This window comes from Pantoea sp. USMM079 (genome assembly GCF_037153115.1).
Lineage (GTDB): Bacteria > Pseudomonadota > Gammaproteobacteria > Enterobacterales > Enterobacteriaceae > Pantoea > Pantoea communis.
The window spans coordinates 90,820-108,285 of record NZ_JBBCKX010000001.1; the positions used below are offsets into that span (position 1 = coordinate 90,820).

At 52.5% G+C, this 17,466-nt stretch carries 12 protein-coding genes; 11 read left to right on the forward strand and 1 reads right to left on the reverse strand.

Annotation, left to right across the window (positions count from 1 at the left end):
• Positions 1 to 41 precede the first annotated feature (41 nt).
• Complete coding sequence (locus WFP70_RS00405; RefSeq protein WP_313374705.1) at positions 42 to 1,607, reverse strand: TerC family protein; 1,566 nt, start codon at positions 1,605 to 1,607, stop codon at positions 42 to 44.
• A gap of 791 nt (positions 1,608 to 2,398) precedes the next feature.
• On the opposite strand from WFP70_RS00405, the gene wbaP reads away from it, so the two are divergent.
• The 11 genes from wbaP to WFP70_RS00460 all read left to right on the forward strand — a co-directional run bounded on the left by wbaP (position 2,399) and on the right by WFP70_RS00460 (position 17,390).
• Positions 2,399 to 3,832, forward strand: a complete 1,434-nt coding sequence (gene wbaP, locus WFP70_RS00410) for an undecaprenyl-phosphate galactose phosphotransferase WbaP (protein WP_160868032.1) — start codon at positions 2,399 to 2,401, stop codon at positions 3,830 to 3,832.
• 297 nt (positions 3,833 to 4,129) lie between these two features.
• Positions 4,130 to 5,260 carry a polysaccharide export protein gene (locus WFP70_RS00415; RefSeq protein ID WP_337022309.1) on the forward strand — a complete coding sequence of 377 codons (1,131 nt, stop codon included), beginning with the start codon at positions 4,130 to 4,132 and terminating at the stop codon, positions 5,258 to 5,260.
• 8 nt (positions 5,261 to 5,268) lie between these two features.
• Entirely contained in the window at positions 5,269 to 5,703 is a 435-nt protein-coding gene (locus tag WFP70_RS00420) for an arsenate reductase/protein-tyrosine-phosphatase family protein (RefSeq protein WP_200569385.1), read from the forward strand.
• A 12-nt stretch (positions 5,704 to 5,715) separates the two neighbouring features.
• On the forward strand, positions 5,716 to 7,893 hold the full coding sequence (wzc, locus tag WFP70_RS00425; protein ID WP_337022310.1) for a tyrosine-protein kinase Wzc: 2,178 nt from the start codon (positions 5,716 to 5,718) through the stop codon (positions 7,891 to 7,893).
• 219 nt (positions 7,894 to 8,112) lie between these two features.
• Entirely contained in the window at positions 8,113 to 9,030 is a 918-nt protein-coding gene (locus WFP70_RS00430) for a glycosyltransferase family 2 protein (protein ID WP_337022311.1), read from the forward strand.
• A 73-nt stretch (positions 9,031 to 9,103) separates the two neighbouring features.
• Positions 9,104 to 9,856 (forward strand): glycosyltransferase family 2 protein, encoded by a 753-nt coding sequence (locus WFP70_RS00435; RefSeq protein WP_160832702.1) that lies wholly within the window; start codon positions 9,104 to 9,106, stop codon positions 9,854 to 9,856.
• Between the two features lie 85 nt (positions 9,857 to 9,941).
• On the forward strand, positions 9,942 to 10,976 hold the full coding sequence (locus tag WFP70_RS00440) for a glycosyltransferase (protein ID WP_182057062.1): 1,035 nt from the start codon (positions 9,942 to 9,944) through the stop codon (positions 10,974 to 10,976).
• A gap of 179 nt (positions 10,977 to 11,155) precedes the next feature.
• On the forward strand, positions 11,156 to 13,366 hold the full coding sequence (locus tag WFP70_RS00445; RefSeq protein ID WP_034825254.1) for a phage tailspike protein: 2,211 nt from the start codon (positions 11,156 to 11,158) through the stop codon (positions 13,364 to 13,366).
• Positions 13,367 to 13,563: 197 nt separating this feature from the next.
• Positions 13,564 to 14,826 (forward strand): colanic acid biosynthesis pyruvyl transferase WcaK, encoded by a 1,263-nt coding sequence (gene wcaK, locus WFP70_RS00450; RefSeq protein WP_034824781.1) that lies wholly within the window; start codon positions 13,564 to 13,566, stop codon positions 14,824 to 14,826.
• A gap of 3 nt (positions 14,827 to 14,829) precedes the next feature.
• Positions 14,830 to 16,053: a glycosyltransferase gene (locus tag WFP70_RS00455; protein ID WP_337022312.1), complete on the forward strand. Its 1,224-nt coding sequence runs from the start codon at positions 14,830 to 14,832 to the stop codon at positions 16,051 to 16,053.
• Positions 16,050 to 17,390, forward strand: coding sequence for an MOP flippase family protein (locus WFP70_RS00460; protein WP_045832317.1), 1,341 nt, complete (start codon positions 16,050 to 16,052; stop codon positions 17,388 to 17,390). The genes WFP70_RS00455 and WFP70_RS00460 overlap by 4 nt, the downstream gene beginning before the upstream one ends.
• Positions 17,391 to 17,466: the final 76 nt, after the last annotated feature.

Here is a 17,466-nt window from a genome sequence, read left to right on the forward strand (position 1 = left end):
AATGCCGTTATGCCGGGTTTGATTGGGCATAACGGCGTCGGTTACCTTGCCAGCTCGGGCGCGGGCACAATCTCCACTTTCTGTACCCGATGATTTTCCACCTGCAGCGTGCGCAATAAATAATCCCCTACCTGTAACTCTTCTCCCTCTTCAGGCACATGTTGCAGGCTGTCCATTAATAATCCTGCCAGCGTGTGGTAATTACGTTTCTCATCCAGTGGCAAATGCACATAGGCTGCCAAATCTTCCAGAGGAATATGTCCGTTCGCCACCCAACCGCCATGCGGCAACGGCTGGATATCATAACGCGCATCAATCTCCTCACCTTCATTCGGCAGATTCCCGGCGATGGTTTCCATCAGGTCACTCAGGGTGACCACGCCTTCCACCGATCCAAACTCATCGACCACAAACGCAAAATGGGTGCGGGCGTGGCGGAACTGCTCCAGTGCCTGCAATAACGTCAGGCGTTCGGGAAAGATCAGCGGCTGTTTCACCAAAGCACGTAAATCGAGAGAATGACTGTGCAGCGACTGATGGAGCAAATCAATCACATGCACCACGCCGAGCGGATCGTGCCCGCGTTCGGTAATCAGGATGCGGGTGTGCTGATTGTTATCCAGCTTAGCCATGATCGCGGCGGGATCTTCACTCAGATCGATGTGCTCAATATCGTGGCGTGACGTCATGATGCTGCTGATGTGCCGCTGCCCTAAACCGAGTACGCGGGCAATCATGCGCCGCTCCTGGCGATTGAATAACGCACCTTCATCACTGTCGCTGATCAATGAGGCGGTATCGGCGTCCAGTTCGGCGCGCTGGGCTTCACCGCGCAATATGCGCAGCACGGCTTCAGAGGTACGCTGGCGCAGCGGGCGTCCGGCGGTGAGGAAGCGGCGGCGATTAAACAGCGCCAGTTGATTAAACATCTCGATCACGATTGAGAAACCAATCGCCGCGTAGAGATAGCCCTTCGGAATAATAAAGCCGAGGCCTTCCGCCACCAGACTGAAGCCAATCATCAGCAGGAAACTCAGGCAGAGGATCACAATGGTTGGATGACCATTCACAAAGCGCGTGAGCGGCTTACTCGCCAGCAGCATGAGTAAAATGGCAATGGTGACCGCCGCCATCATCACCGGCAGTTCGTTCACCATGCCTACAGCGGTAATCACCGCATCAAGCGAGAAGATGGCATCCAGCACCACAATTTGCGCGACCACTGGCCAGAATTTAGCACCGTTCTTACTTTGACCGCTCTCTTCGTCGCTACCTTCCAGACGACTATTGAGTTCCGTAGTGGCTTTATAAAGAAGAAACAGCCCGCCGGAGAGCAGCAGTAGATCGCGGGCGCTGAAATTATGCTGGAACAGGGTAAACAGCGGTTGCGTGAGAGTCACCAGCCAGGAAAGCGATGCCAGCAACACCAGTCGCAACAGCAACGCCAACAGCAAACCGATTACGCGCGCCCGGTCACGCGCCGCAGGCGGTAACTTTTCGACCAGGATGGCAATAAAAACCAGGTTATCAATACCCAGCACCAACTCGAGAACGATTAGCGTGACTAATCCTGCCCAGAGCGACGGATCGAGGATCCACTCCATCATGCTTTCATCACCTGAATGTCTGAAAATGCGTTTTGTCTGATGATAGTGAATCAGCAGGCAAGGTACAAATGAGGCAAATCGCGCGATATCACCCTGTTGCCCTGAGTTTTAGGCATATTCTGAGAAGGTACATTTCGTCGATAAGATGAATGTATGGATAAACTTCACCGCATCGTGATAGTGACGATTAATTCTAATATTCACGCGCAAGCGTACATTTTTAATGCGAAGCAGTCCGAAGGTGAGTATCGAATTATTCTGAATTTTACGCAGGAATGGGCTGAAAGGGATGGCATCAATACTTATGGCTGGTAGTCTTTTTCCTAAAATAGTGCAGGGGACACGGGGCCTACTTGTAAACAAGCCAGTAATAACTAGTATAGCAACGAGTTAGTAAATGTCTGCGCCGAAGTTGTTAATAGCGCGCTGTTTAGCTTCTTAATGTTATGAATTGTGATCGTGCACGGGATTTGCCTGCCGCTGGCTAAGAATAATCTCAGTGAGTGCGATGAAAATAGATGCGATTGCAGCGGTATTGGCAGCGACAGCCAAGGGCGGTAGCGTGCCTGAAGTGCTTTTCTCCGTTCAGATTAGGGCTAAATCGTGGCAAGGGAAGTCAGACTAATCTGTTGGTATTTATTGCAATTCTTTGGCTTTACTAAAAAGAGAATTGGCATAAACACCGGAGCGTTTGCCGCAGATTGCCTCCCCGTTAGCAGTGGATATATCGCTCATTTATTACACAGGGCAGAGGCGTTAGGGATTAGGGAAATAAAATAAAAGAGTTAAATATGCGCGATAACCAAATTACATATAAAAGTCTCCTCACTAAAATTTTACTGGCGTGCTCGGATTTAATTTGTTTCAACGCGGCATTGTTTATTGCTCTGGCGGTGATTAATTCGTTCACAGATTCTCCACTGGCAGATATATCTGAAAAATACCTGCACTTAAAAATCGCCACCCACGTTTGTTTATCGATTATTTGCGTAGGCTGGTTCTGGGTTCGCCTGCGTCATTACACCTATCGCAAGCCATTCTGGTTTGAGCTGAAAGAGATATTTCGTACCATTCTTATTTTCTCTGTCATCGATTTGTCAATTTCAGCATTATCGCAATGGCAGATGTCGCGCTTTGTCTGGGTGACCACCTGGATTCTGGCGTTGATATTAATTCCGCTGGCGCGCGCCATCTCTAAACGCGTACTAAATCACTTCGGTATGTGGAAAAAACAAACCATCATCATCGGCAGTAGCCGTAATGCTGAAGAAGCCTGGCAGGCGCTGCAGAGCGAAGAGGTGATGGGGTTTGATGTCATTGCGTTCTTCGATGTTGATGGCAGTTGCCCGCAGGCCAGCATCTCTGGCGTACCGGTACTGCACAATGAACAAGAGCTGTGGCAGCTGACGCACAGCGAAACCCAGTTCATCGTGGCTGTGGAGTTTGAACAGAGCCAGCATCGTGACAACTGGCTGAAAATGCTGGCAATGCATAACTGCCGTTCAGTCTCAGTGATTCCAACTCTGCGCGGCGTGCCCCTTTATGGTACCGACATGGCCTACATCTTCAGCCATGAAGTGATGATTCTGCGCGTGAACAATAATCTGGCGAAACGCACTTCGCGCTTCCTGAAACGTGCTTTCGACATCGTCGGCGCACTCGGCATCATTATTGCGCTGTCACCGGCGCTGCTGGTCCTCGGCTTTATGGTTGGACGCGATGGCGGCCCACCGATTTACGGTCATGAACGTGTCGGCCTGAACGGACGTAAATTCAAATGCCTTAAATTCCGTTCGATGGTGATCAACTCGAAAGAGGTGCTGGAGGAAGTCCTGCGCACCGATCCGGTCGCTCGCGCCGAGTGGGATAAAGATTTCAAACTGAAGAATGACCCGCGTATTACCAAAGTTGGCCACTTCATCCGTAAAACCAGTCTGGATGAACTGCCGCAGCTGTGGAATGTGGTACGCGGCGACATGAGCCTGGTGGGCCCACGTCCAGTGATTGAAGACGAACTCTGTCGTTATGCCGGTGATGTTGATTATTACCTGATGGCGAAACCCGGCATGACGGGATTGTGGCAGGTTAGCGGTCGTAACGACGTTGACTATGAAACGCGCGTCTATTTCGATTCGTGGTATGTCAAAAACTGGTCGCTATGGAATGACATCGCGATCCTGTTTAAGACAGTGGGTGTCGTACTGAAACGCGATGGCGCTTATTGAGAGTAGAAGGGCAGGGGACGAAATCATTATCCCCGTCTGAAATGCCGGTGCTGGGAGTGCCTTAACTGACAACTGCCATTATCGAGCCTGAATAGAGTCGGTGCTTTGCCGGCAGGGTAATCACCGACTTTAATTGATGTCGTCTCAGGGCACGGTGACAACATAAAACCAAGGGAGCGCATGATAATGACCCACAGTTTCAGTGTTTAACCCGTCAGTTTTATTTTTTATAAGACGCTACACAGCGGCGTTTTCGCCTCTATCAATCATTAACTGATAGCGAAGAATCAGATGATAATGAAAATTAAATTGATACCTTTATTGGTATCCGCGACTTTTCTCTCCGGGTGCACCATCGAACCAGGTTCGCACCTTTCCACTAGCGGAAAAGATGTCATTGAGCAACAGGATAGCAACTATGACATCGACAAATACGTAAATGTCTTCCCGCTGACGCCGCGTCTGGTTGAACAGATGCGACCAAGGCCACTGGTTGCGCAGGCCAACCCGGCGCTGCAAACCGAAATTCAGAGCTACGAATATCGTGTGGGCATCGGCGACGTCCTGAACGTTACTGTCTGGGACCACCCGGAATTGACCACACCAGCCGGTCAGTATCGTAGCGCCAGTGACACCGGAAACTGGGTGCAGGCTGATGGCACGATTTTCTACCCGTACATCGGTAAAGTGCGTGTCGCCGGCCGCACCGTGACGGAAATCCGTGCTGAAATTGCGCGCCGCCTTGCGCAGTTCATTGAAAGCCCGCAAGTGGATGTCAACGTCGCAGCCTTCCGTTCACAGAAAACCTACGTGACCGGTTCGGTGACCACTTCCGGTCAGCAGGCGATCACCAACGTCCCGCTTACTGTACTGGATGCCGTTAACGCCGCAGGTGGCTTAGCCGCTGATGCTGACTGGCGTAATGTGGTGCTGACGCATCAGGGCAAAGAGCAACGCATCTCTCTACAAGCGCTAATGCAAAACGGCGACCTGAGCCAGAACCATCTGCTGTATCCAGGCGATATTCTTTACGTTCCACGTAACGATGACCTGAAGGTGTTCGTGATGGGCGAAGTGAAGCAGCAGTCCACGCTTAAGATGGACCGCAGCGGCATGACGCTGGCGGAAGCGCTGGGCAACGCGGCGGGGATGGATCAAACCACTTCTGATGCCACCGGTGTATTCGTTATTCGTCCTATTCGTGGTGCCAACCGCACCAAGATCGCCAACATCTATCAGTTGAATACCAAAGATGCGGCATCAATGGTGATGGGCACCGAATTCCAACTGCAGCCGTACGACATCGTCTACGTTACTGCGACACCGATTACCCGTTGGAACCGTGTTATTTCCGGGCTGCTGCCGACCATCGTAGGTGTCGACGATGCCAGCTCCGCGGCTCTGCGTTTCCGCAATTGGTCTGACTAGGTTTAATCATGATCAAGTCCGTGTTAGTTGTCTGCGTCGGCAACATTTGCCGCTCTCCTACGGGAGAGCGTCTGTTCCAGCGCGCGCTGCCTAAAACCCGGGTGGCTTCAGCAGGGCTCGGTGCTCTGAAGGGCTACCCGGCAGACCAGACTGCCAGCGATGTCGCCGCCGAACATGGCGTGTCGCTGGAAGGCCATCATGCTCAGCAGTTAACGGCCAGTATGTGCCGTGACTATGACCTGATTCTGGTAATGGAGAAGCGCCACGTTGAGCAGGTGAATCGCATCGACCCAGCCGCACGCGGAAAGACCATGCTGCTTGGGCACTGGCTCAACCAACAGGAAATTGCGGATCCGTACAAAAAAAGTCGCGAGGCCTTTGAAGAGGTCTACGGGTTACTGGAAAACGCTACCCAGAAATGGGTTAACGTACTAAGCCGATAGTTGGGAATATCCATGAATATTAAAAACAAGGTTATGACCGCGCCAAAAGAAGATTCGAATGGATGGGATCTGGCGCATCTTGTGGGACAGCTGATTGATCATCGTTGGATCATTGTGGCCGTTACCGCCTTCTTCATGCTGGCCGGAACGCTCTACACACTGTTTGCAACGCCTATTTACAGCGCCGATGCCATGGTTCAGGTAGAGCAGAAAAACACGGCTTCTGTTCTGAATGAATTGCAGGATGTGCTGCCAACCACGCCAGCATCTGATACGGAAATTCAGATTGTTGAATCGCGTATGGTGTTGGGCAAAACGGTTAATGACCTCGGTCTGGACACCGTGGTGCAGCAGAATTACTTCCCGGTTATTGGTAAAGGTTTATCTCGCCTGATGGGCAATAAGCCGGCGCAAATTGCTATCTCGCGTCTGGAAATTCCACGCTCCATCGACAAGCGTACCGTCGAGCTGGAAGTGACCGGTCCACAGACTTACACCGTTACCAAAGATGGCGATGAGCTGTTCAAAGGTCGTGTGGGTCAGATGGAGCAGCACGGTGATGTCACTATGCTGGTCAGCGGCATTCAGGCTGACGAAGGCACCAGCTTCAACGTCACTAAGCTGAGCGATCTGCAGGCGATTAAAAACGTGCTGGGCGCGCTGACCGTTGCCGACAAAGGTAAAACCACCGGTGTGCTGGGCCTTGAGTTCCAGGATGAAGATCCAGAGCAGGCGAGTCGCGTCCTGAACCAGATCGTGAATAACTATCTGTTGCAGAACGTTGACCGCAAATCTGAGCAGGCTGAGAAGAGCCTGGAGTTCCTGCGCAACCAGCTGCCACAAGTGCGTAGCAGTCTGGATGATGCGGAGAACAAGCTCAACGCCTATCGCCGCCAGAATGAATCGGTGGATATGTCGCTGGAAGCGAAATCGGCTCTCGACTCATCCGTTAGCGTGCAGAGCCAGTTGAACGAACTGACCTTCAAAGAAGCTGAAGTGTCACAGCTCTACACCAAAGATCACCCGACTTACCGCGCGCTGCTGGAAAAACGCAAAACCCTGGAAGACGAGCAGGCAAAACTGAACAAGAAAATTGCCGGTATGCCGCAAACCCAACAGGAAATTCTGCGTCTGACACGTGATGTGCAGTCAGGTCAGGAAATCTACATGCAGTTGCTGAATCGCCAGCAAGAGCTGGGAATCAGTAAAGCCAGTACCGTGGGTGATGTGCGCATCATCGACCGTGCGGAAACCGCCGGTAGCCCGGTGGCACCGAAGAAACTGTTGATTATTGCCGCCAGCTTTATTCTGGGTCTGATTCTCTCTGTGGGTCTGGTGCTGCTGAAAGCGCTGTTCCATCACGGTATTGAGAATCCTGAGCAGCTGGAAGAGCTGGGCATGAACGTCTATGCCAGCGTACCGCTGTCAGAGTGGCAACGTAAGAAAGATACAGAAGCCCTGGCGCGTCGTGGTCACAAAGAGAAGAGTGACCCACATAATACGCTGCTGGCGCTGGGTAATCCGACCGACCTCTCCATCGAAGCGATTCGCAGCCTGCGTACCAGCCTGCACTTCGCGATGATGGAAGCCAAAAACAACATTCTGATGATTACCGGTGCCAGCCCGGGTATTGGTAAAACCTTTATCTGTGCCAACCTGGCGACCCTGGTATCGAAAGCAGGCCAGCGTGTGCTGTTTATCGATGGTGATATGCGCCGAGGTTATACCCATGAGCTGCTCGGTTCGGAAAACAAAATGGGTCTCTCCAATGTGTTGTCCGGCAAGAGTGAGTTCTCCCCGGCCATGATTCAGAAAGGCGTGTACGGTTTTGATTTCCTGCCACGCGGTCAGGTACCACCGAACCCGTCTGAACTGCTGATGCATCGTCGCATGAGTGAGTTACTGGATTGGGCGAGCAAGAACTACGACCTGGTGTTGATTGATACCCCACCGATTCTGGCGGTGACCGATGCTTCCATCATCGGTAAGTTGGCCGGTACGTCGCTGATGGTGGCGCGTTTCGAAACCAACACCACTAAAGAGTTGGATGTCAGCTACAAGCGCTTCGCGCAGAACGGTATCGAGATTAAGGGCGTCATCCTTAACGCCGTGGTACGTAAAGCGTCGAATGCCTACGGTTATGGCTACGACTACTACAACTACGAATACGGCAAAGAAACCAAAAGCTAAGTAAAACTCAGGGGCGGATTATCCGCCCCTTTTTATGGTGCGTTTTGCACCGCGAAAATACACACAGCACAAACTTTCATAGGAACCTCCGTGATGGAACGCAGCAGCTCAATGAGAAAGAGAAATAACGGTATGATTTTTCAGAACAAAGCCGATTCCTTTCTGAGGGCTGTCCGCGCTACCGTTAAATCTGGAACAGCTGTTTAAGAGGTGCTGGCAATGCAGGACATCCGCTTCTCAATTGTAATTCCCGCGTATAACGCGTCGAAATCAATTGTCACGACGCTAGATTGTGTCAAAGCGCAAACCTATCGCAATTTTGAAGTCATTATCGTCGATGACAAATCGGCTGATGCAGACGAACTGGCGCAGGTCGTTCGCAGTGAGCGTTATCAGGATCTGGACATCAAGCTGGAACTGTCCCAGATCAAACTGAACGGTGCGGGCGCCCGCAATAAGGGTATTGAACTGGCTGAAGGCGATTTCATTAGCTTCCTTGATGCCGATGATGAGTGGGCTGCCGATAAGCTACTGACCGTGCACGACACCATCAGCAAACTGGAGGCACAGGGCAAATCGCGCTATGTGATTTTTAGCCAGGTGAACATTCATCAGGACGGCAGCTTCCTGAAAGTGATGCCGATGCAGCCGCCGGGCAAAAACGAAACCGTGGCGGAGTATCTGTTCGGCTGTTATGGCTTTATTCAGACCAGCACCATTGTGCTGAAGCGCGAAGATGCCGACAAAATCCGTTTTGATGCGCGCTACATTCGCCATCAGGATTATGACTTTTGCATCCGCGCCGATCGCATGGGCTACGCGTTCGTGATGATCGATAAACCTTTGGCAACGTACCATCTGGTAACCAAATTTGGTTCCAAGCACAAAGGCGAGTCGGTGAAGTACTCCTTCTTCTGGCTGGACACCATGAAGCCGCACCTCACGGCACGTGACGTCCATACCTATAAGGCGTTCAAGCTGCCGCTGCGCTACAAGATGGATGGTAAATCACTGCAGGCGAGCCTCAGTTTCGCGCGCTACTTCTTCCTGACCAATCGTGATAACCGGGCTTATTTCCTGAATCGACTGTTCGATAAGGTGAAGTCTCGCTTCTCTGGCGGGCGAGCCGTCTCCTGATTCACTTTATAAAAATTTCACTTGCTCCCGCACCGGGAGCAATTTTTTGGTTCCTGACACTCCGGGTATGCAAATGACAAATCATGTTGGCACCGTCGGTATCGTGATGCCGATGTATAACGCGCGTAAAACGGTATTGCGTGCGGTAGAGTCGATCGTCAATCAGACCTATAGCGACTGGCATCTTTATTTAATAAATGATCAGTCCACCGATGATTCGCTGGCCTATGTACGCGAACACTGCACTGATGCGCGCATCACCATTCTTAACAATGAAGTCAACCTCGGTGCGGCGGAAACACGTAACGTGGGTCTGCGTGCCGCGCAAGAAGAGATTATTGCGTTTCTCGACAGTGACGACGAATGGCACGTCGATAAACTTGCCGAACAGACTGCGGCGATCGCGGCGGGTGATGATTTTGTCATCACGCATTATCACTACAAAACCAAAACCGCCGACCACGATATTCTCTACAGCAAACCCTATCTGCAGCAGGAAAACTTCGTGAAGAAGCAGTATCGCGTCTGCTTCTCTTCCGTGTGTTTCCGCCGTCCCCCTCAGGGCATCTTCTTCCAGCGTAAAGGACATGAAGATTTCCTGTTCCTCTACGAACTGTTCCTCCGCTACAAGCAAGCTCGGGTGATCCAGAAGACGCTCGTCAACTATTACGAGCTGGGCGATTCCCTCTCGCGCAACAAGAATAAAGCGGCGAAATGGCACCTCGAATTATTAAGAATTATCTATAAAAACAATCCGTTAAAAATCTATTACTATTACGGCTGGTATATGGTGAACGGCGTTCTCTTCACCCTGAAGCATCGTTAAGACCCGGCATCCCTTGTGTTGTTACGACGTGAGCAGCACGAAGGCGTTGGGTCTTAAGTTCACATTTTGAGGTGGAAAGCGTTTTATGAAAAAGATCGTTTTAGTGATTAAGGATGCCTACTCCTACGCGGGCACAGAAAACATCTGTAATTTCATGTCGGAGTGCCTCGGAGAGCAGCACGCCGTCACCATTTATTCGCTGGAAGGACACGGCAAAACCTTTTATCCGTTCGATCGCGTGAAAGAGATCGTCAGTTTTGAAGGGCACAGCAACCCGATTAAAAGCGCTGTGGCAAGCATTCATCAGCAAGGCTTCGACAGCGTATTTCTGATCAGCATGGGTCGCCTGAGCGTAATGTTCGCCTTCTGGAACCTGATGGCGATGAAGAAAAAACGCTTTAAAGCCTACGCCTGTGAACACATCGCGATTAACTCCTTCAGCAAGCCCATTAAAGCACTGAAGTGGATGCTGCTGCGCTATTACGACCAGGTCATCGTGCTGACGGACAAAGATCATCAGGTGTTCAGCCGCTGGAATATTGCCAGCAAGCAGATCCCCAATCCGGTGGTGTACAAGGCCTTTCAGCGCCAAAGCCGCAGCCGTCAGGCGCTGGCGGTGGGGCGTCTGGACAATCAAAAAGGCTTCGACCTGTTGCTGGATATCTGGGCTGATTTCAGCAAAACCCATCCTGAGTGGACGCTGGTCATTGCCGGTGACGGCGAACTGCGTCAGCAACTGCACGATCAGGCTGCGGCGTTGGGCATTACCCATAGCGTTAACTTCGTCGGCAAAGTCAGCAACATCAACGATTACTACCGTGACAGCGACATGGCGCTGATGACCTCGCGTTATGAGGGCTTGCCACTGGTCTTGCTCGAAGCGAAATCCTGGTCATTGCCGGTGGTGGCTTATGACTGCCCAACCGGCCCGCAGGAAATCATCAACCACGGGGAAGATGGTTTCCTGGTGCCGATGAATGACAAATCGACGTTTCTGGCGCGGATGGAACAGCTGGCGAGTGACGATAGCCTGTTCTATGCCATGAGCGAAAAAACCAAAGAAACTGCGCTGAAGTTTGACGGTAACCAGATCAAACAAAGCTGGCTAGCCCTGGTTTAGCCAAATAATTCATGCCGCAGGAAGGCGGCAAATGCTTGAGTCCCCGTGAGCTTACTTGAGTAAGTGACAGGGGCGAAGGCAGGCAGCCAACGCCCTTGTGGCGTGAAGTATGACGGCTAAATGCCTCCGGGATCACATTTATGGCTGTTACGCAGCCCCATGACCACGGGATTGAAAGCATGAAAAGAAGAGAAGTCTTGCAAACTGCAGCCTCCTCCATTGTTGCCGCGCTCTCAGTGAGCGCATTTTCCAGCTATGCGGCAAAAAGTGGTCAACCGGCTTTGAAGGCTGTCGATCCGTCCAGCGTACCGCAGGGCGATGTGCCGATTTTAACGCCAGAAAATGTCTACACTATGCCACCACAGTTTTGGCAGAACTTTGAGGGCAAATTGTGGATCGGGCAGGCCGGTCAGGATGCCAGCAAAGCGGGCAATCAGATTCCGGTCTTCCTGCGCGATGCCAGCGGTAAAGTGTCACAAATCAGCCAGCCTATTGCGCTAAATAAGGGCAACTTCGCGCAATTCATCCACGATAATGCAGCGTTGATCGCCAATCCTGCTCACTCCATGGTGGTGGAAGACGATCAAGGGAATACGCTGTTTTCGATTGCAGATGTTTCACGACCGAATCCGAGTAACTTTAGTCAACGTCTGGCGCAGCCGAATGGCTATCAGCTGATTGGCGAAATCCCGTCGGTTGAGGAGCTAAGGAAAACGCGTCCGCTGTTCGCGGGTGCCAAAATCAAGTTGAAAAGCTGGCATGAAGGCTTAGAAGTGGGCGGCGGGGAATTCGTTGGCGCTTTTGGTGACGGCAAAGATGATGGCGGCGTTATCTTCAGTGGTAAAGGCTTCTATTGGCGTCGCGTGGTTGAAGATTTTAATCGCCTGACGCTGTTCGATTTTGGCGCTATTGCCGATGCCAAAACCGATGCCGCACCGGCGATAAAAGCCATGTATCAATGGTCAATTGATGCCAATCAGCAGATCTGTGTGCAGTTCCCGGCAGGCAATTTCTTCGTCACCGAGTGCGATTTCGGTAATGAAGAACGACGCTACTTCCGTATCTCAGGCGCGATGGTCAATTTTGGCTATTTCCCGGCGACCACGCTGACTTCAGACGGTCGCTCTGAATTCCTGTTCCAGGTGAACGCGCGTTGGACTGAAATCTCCAATCTGATTTTCAACGGTCAAAACGACAAGCGACCTAATAAGCAGGGGCTGTTCCGCAACACGTGCCCCGGCGGGCAATTTTTCCGTGGTGCCTGCCTGCGACTCAATCAGGTTGGCGGAGTGTCGTTGAGCTTACTGGATACGCTGGATTGTAAAATCGACCAGTGGTACGCCAATGCCTGTACCGGTGATGTGATCAAAGCCAGTTGGTCGGGCCAAAAGGCTGGCGCCTGGGATCACAGCACGGCGATTGAACTCTCCAACTTCAACGCCCAGCACTGTAAAGGCGGTAAGGTGTTGAATCTGCCACGTTGCAGCCAGTCGATCATTCATAACGGCTGGATCGAGCACAGTGAGTTTCCCGGTGACATTTCCAATGGGCAGTGGATTATCGATGCGCTCAGCATTGAAGACTGTAAAAATCCGCTGATTGCGCACAACTCGCGACTGAACATGCGCCAGACCAACCTGCAGGCGGGGAGTTGGATCGATAACTCGATGGAAGGTGAGCGCTGGCTCAACATCTGGGAGATGGGATCCACGCGCGTGGAATCTTACGGTGTCGCCATCGATGGCAGCCTGAAATACAACTACATCACCTCACGCTTCCGCCTGGCGAATAACACCAACCAGGAAACCTGGTTTGAACTCGGCAACTTCTACTCACCTACGGTGGGAGACAGCTGGGAGATAGAGGTGTTTGGTCAATCGCAATTCAATAATGGCACGGCTAATCAGCCCTTAATGAACGTCATTGATGGTAAAGGCACCGGCGGCCGTGCGGTTATTCATCTGCAACGCAAAACCAAAAATGCGGAAGCCAGCTGGTCTGCCGAAGGCAGTTCACCCGTGGTGGATGTCCGCTTTGAACCGCGCTCAGAGACGGACACGAAAGTGTTCGTCAAGCTGGCTGGTTGGACACCCACCACCGCTATTTTGATTAAAAGCACCGCCAAGGACCGCTTCCTCACCGGACGCTGTGCGCGTGTGGATGCCACCATGGCGCAGGGCAGTCCTGCCAGCGGCAGCCAGCAAGCACCGCAGCGCTTCAGTCTGCACAACGGAAAAGCGGGTATAGGCGGCAACGAGCAGGGCGATCTGCTGCTGGCCTCGCGCGCGCTGAAACCGGAGCAGGTAGATACGCGCGAGCCGAAAGGATTTGTCTCGGTGGTGATTAACGGCGAACAGGTGGCGTTACCCTATTTTGCGGTGAAGTCGTAATGCAGTAACCGGAGAGGACGCAGCCGTTTGCGCCCTCTCCGGGAAAGGTTGGGAGCGGCCTGCAGGTCGCCCGTTTGAGGACAGATTTTCTATTTTGGGCATTGTTCCCATTGCAGTTTTTTAACACAGAGTTCACTTTGCCCGTGCAGGAAATGACGTGGCTTGTAAAAAATTAAAAAAATTTTTCTGGAGTGTTTATGAAGATTTTATTGGTGGGAAACCATACCTGTGGAAATCGTGGGGATGGCGCGATTTTACGTGGACTTATCGACTCTTTGCAGTCTGCGCGTGGCGACCTCGATATTGATGTGATCAGTCGTTATCCAACAAGCTCCGGGTACTTATTGCAACAGGATATCCAGCAGGATTCCTTGTTTCTGCATAACAGCAAATCAGCGAAAGGGCTGGTGGGCAGCGTTAAACGTAAAGTGGCCAACCGCCTGATGCCCGAAATCATGATGGCGCATCTGGGCAAGGGTGGCCTGTACAAATCGTTCTCTGTGCCGCCCCATCTGGCGCAGTTCACCAAAAGTCTGGAACAGTATGACGCCATCATTCAGGTGGGCGGTTCGTTCTTCGTCGATCTTTATGGTGTGACGCAGTTTGACCACGCGCTCTGTGCATTGATGGCGAAAAAGCCGCTGCACATGGTCGGTCACTCCGTGGGACCCTTTGAGAACCCACGCGTGAATGCGCTGGCCAATTTCGTGTTTGATCGCGTCGATAGCCTGGTGCTGCGTGAAGAGGTCAGCTTCGATCGCCTGAAACAAGACGGCGTCACCACCAGCCGCGTGAAGAAGGGCGTCGATACCGCCTTCCTGGTGAAAGCACGCGATGTGGAGAATCCGAGCCACAACCTGCTGCACTGGAAAAACATCATCAGCGCGCGTAAAACCATCGCCATCACCGTGCGTGAACTGGCACCGTTCGATAAACGTCTCGGCGTGACGCAGAAAGAGTACGAAGCGGCCTTTGGGAAAGTCATCAATGCGATGATTGCTGAAGGCTATCAGGTGGTGGCTTTCTCTACCTGTACCGGCATCGACAGCTACGCCAAAGATGACCGGATGGTGGCGCTGACGCTACGCGACCACGTCGAAAATCCCGAGCATTACCATGTCATCATGGACGAGTTCAACGACCTCGAACTCGGCATCCTGCTAAGCCATTGTCACCTGACTATTGGCACCCGCCTGCACTCCGCCATCATTTCCATGAACTTCGGTACCCCAGCCGTGGCCATCAACTATGAGCACAAATCGCTCGGTGTGATGAAGCAGCTTGGACTGCCGCAAATGGCCACCGACGTGCAAAGCCTGATGGATGGCTCGCTGATCGACAAAGTACAAACCGTGCTGGCCGATTACGACAATGTGAAGCGCAAAGTGGATACCGCGGTGGCGCAGGAGCGTGAAATTGGTAACCGCATTACGGCAGAAATTCTCAACGTGCTGGGGTAAGTGATGAAGCTGACCTTTTTCACCATGCGTTTTCCGGTTGCCTCTGAGACGTTTGTCCTCAATCAGGTAACGCATTTCATCGATGCAGGCTATGACGTGGAGATCATCTCCGTGTTTCCGGGCGATATGATCAATCGCCACGCCGCGTTCGATGATTACAATCTGGCGGCGAAAACTCACTATTTACTGCCGGAAGAGAAAGTTTCGAATCTCGATAAGCTGACGCAGCGCATTGGTTTGATGCTGCCGAAAATCGCGAAGCCGGCGTTAATCAAATCACTCAACGTTGGCCGCTACGGCCAGCAGGCGAAAAAGCTGCTGCTGCCCGCGATTGTTGCTAACGCGAAGCAAACCTTCACCGCAGATGTGTTTCTGGTGCACTTTGGTTATGCCGGTGCGCTGGCCAACAAACTGCGTGAGCTCGGCGTGCTGAAAGGCAAGCAGGCGACGGTGTTCCATGGCGCGGATATTTCACGCCGTCACATTCTCGAAGAGCACAAGCTCGATTACATCAACCTGTTCAAACAGAGCGAGTTGATGTTGCCCATCAGCCATTTGTGGGAGAACAAGCTGATTGAGATGGGTTGTCCACGCGAGAAGGTGCACGTGACGCGCATGGGCATCGAGCCTGAGAAGTTTAACTTCAGGCCGCGTGAGGCGTTTCATCAGCCGCTGCGAATTGTTTCGGTCGCGCGTTTGACCGAGAAAAAGGGCTTAGACGTGGCGGTAAAAGCCAGCGAAATTCTGCGCAACAACGGTGGGCAGTTCGAGTTCACCATCATCGGCAACGGTGAGCAGGACGGCATGATGCGTGAACACATCGCGCGTGCCGGACTGGAAGCCTTTGTCACTATGCCAGGTTTCAAACCGCAGGAAGAGATTCGTCAGGCGTTGAATGATGCCGATATCTTCCTGCTGCCGTCGAAAACCGCAGCCGATGGCGACATGGAAGGCATTCCGGTGGCGTTGATGGAAGCGATGGCGGTGGGGCTGCCGGTGGTTTCGACCTATCACAGCGGCATCCCGGAGCTGATTCAGAACAACGTCAGCGGCTGGCTGGTCTCCGAAAACGATGCCGAAGAGTTGGCTGACACGTTGCTGCGTCTGTCACGCGGTGATGTCGATGTCGCGCCGGTCGTGGCTGCTGCGCGACACAAAGTGGAAACCGAGTTCAATCAGCACATCGCTTATGGCGAGCTGGCTAAAATTCTGGAGCGCATGGTGTGAGCGGATTAAAAAAACAGGCCGTCTGGCTGTTTGGCAGTACCTGCTTCGCGGCATTGCTGCAGGTGTTACAGCTCAGCGTTCTGGCGCGAAAACTGGAAGCGCATGAGTTGGGTTTATTAGCCATTATCAACGCCATTCTGGCGGTGGCAACGGTGTTGCAGGATATGGGAATGAGCAGCTACATCGTGCATCGCCAGGACATCAACCGCCGCCAGCAGAGTACGATTTATTGGGTCAACGTCTCACTCAGCTTGTGTACCGGCTTGATTATGCTGGCGATTGCCTTCCCGGTGGCGTGGTTCTATCACCTGCCTGAATTGACCGGGCTGATCATGCTCACCAGCCTCAACTTCCTCGTGCTGGGACATCTGTCGCAGTATCAGGCGCACTATGTGAAATCCAAACGTATGGTGACGCTGGCGAAGATTGAGATGGCCACCAAGTTGTTCGCGTTCATCTGTACCGTGGCGATGCTCTACTTCACTTCGCTCACGGTGGCGGCGGCCATCCTTGGGCTGTTCATCAATGCCTTTACCCGCATCCTGTGCATGATCTACTTCGGGGAGAAGTCGTGGCGTCCAACGTGGGAGTTTGAAGGGGCGACCTTCATCAGCGCGGTGCGTTACGGCATTTATCAGCTGGGTTCTCAGACCATCAACCAACTGCGTACCCAGGCGGATGCACTGATTGTGGGTAAAGTGATGGGCGCGGAGATGCTGGGGATCTACTCGCTGGCAAAAGAGTTGATTCTGCAGCCACTGAAACTGGTATCGCCGGTGATTAACCGTCTGGCACTGCCGCGTTTCGCCGAGAAGCAGCACGATCCGGAGCAGCTGAAAAATCTGTTCCTGAAAGGCACCTTCGTCATCATGTTGTTCAGCAGCGCGATGTATCTGGCGATTGGCATTCTGTCTCCGGTCATCGTACGCGTGCTGTATGGCGCATCGCATGAGCAGGTTTACCATCTGATTCCGCTGATGCTGCTGTTCGGCATGCTGCGTCCGATGGGGGGCTTAACCGGCGCGATTTCCCAGGCGAACGGCAAGACTAACGTCGAGTTTTACTGGAATATTGTGGCGAGTCTGGTGGTGGTCGTGGTACTGGCGACAACCTACATCTGGCCGAACGTACTGTATGTGGCGTTGACGCTCTCCATCTCGCAGGTGCTGATTTCTGCTTTCGCCCATCCGTTCTTTATCAAGCCGGTGATTGGTATCCGCTTTATGCCGTATGCCCGCCAGTGGGTTTCGGTGTCGGTGGTGTTTGTCGGCCTGATGATGCTGGTGAATCACTTCAATCTGTTCGTGATGCCGGAGTGGTTTGAGGGTTGGCTGTAAGTTTTAGGATAACGACGCTATCAGCGCGGGTATGAGCTTTGAGCGAGTGCCCGCGCCAAAATCCCCCTCATCCATT

Excerpts from the sequence above, each read along its gene's own strand:
- wcaK (WP_034824781.1), top strand. The coding sequence starts at position 13,564 with ATGAAGATTTTATTGGTGGGAAACCATACCTGTGGAAATCGTGGGGAT.
- WFP70_RS00445 (WP_034825254.1), top strand. The coding sequence starts at position 11,156 with ATGAAAAGAAGAGAAGTCTTGCAAACTGCAGCCTCCTCCATTGTTGCC.
- WFP70_RS00415 (WP_337022309.1), top strand. The coding sequence starts at position 4,130 with ATGAAAATTAAATTGATACCTTTATTGGTATCCGCGACTTTTCTCTCC.
- wbaP (WP_160868032.1), top strand. The coding sequence starts at position 2,399 with ATGCGCGATAACCAAATTACATATAAAAGTCTCCTCACTAAAATTTTA.
- wzc (WP_337022310.1), top strand. The coding sequence starts at position 5,716 with ATGAATATTAAAAACAAGGTTATGACCGCGCCAAAAGAAGATTCGAAT.
- WFP70_RS00420 (WP_200569385.1), top strand. The coding sequence starts at position 5,269 with ATGATCAAGTCCGTGTTAGTTGTCTGCGTCGGCAACATTTGCCGCTCT.
- WFP70_RS00435 (WP_160832702.1), top strand. The coding sequence starts at position 9,104 with ATGACAAATCATGTTGGCACCGTCGGTATCGTGATGCCGATGTATAAC.
- WFP70_RS00455 (WP_337022312.1), top strand. The coding sequence starts at position 14,830 with ATGAAGCTGACCTTTTTCACCATGCGTTTTCCGGTTGCCTCTGAGACG.
- WFP70_RS00405 (WP_313374705.1), bottom strand. The coding sequence starts at position 1,607 with ATGATGGAGTGGATCCTCGATCCGTCGCTCTGGGCAGGATTAGTCACG.
- WFP70_RS00430 (WP_337022311.1), top strand. The coding sequence starts at position 8,113 with ATGCAGGACATCCGCTTCTCAATTGTAATTCCCGCGTATAACGCGTCG.
- WFP70_RS00440 (WP_182057062.1), top strand. The coding sequence starts at position 9,942 with ATGAAAAAGATCGTTTTAGTGATTAAGGATGCCTACTCCTACGCGGGC.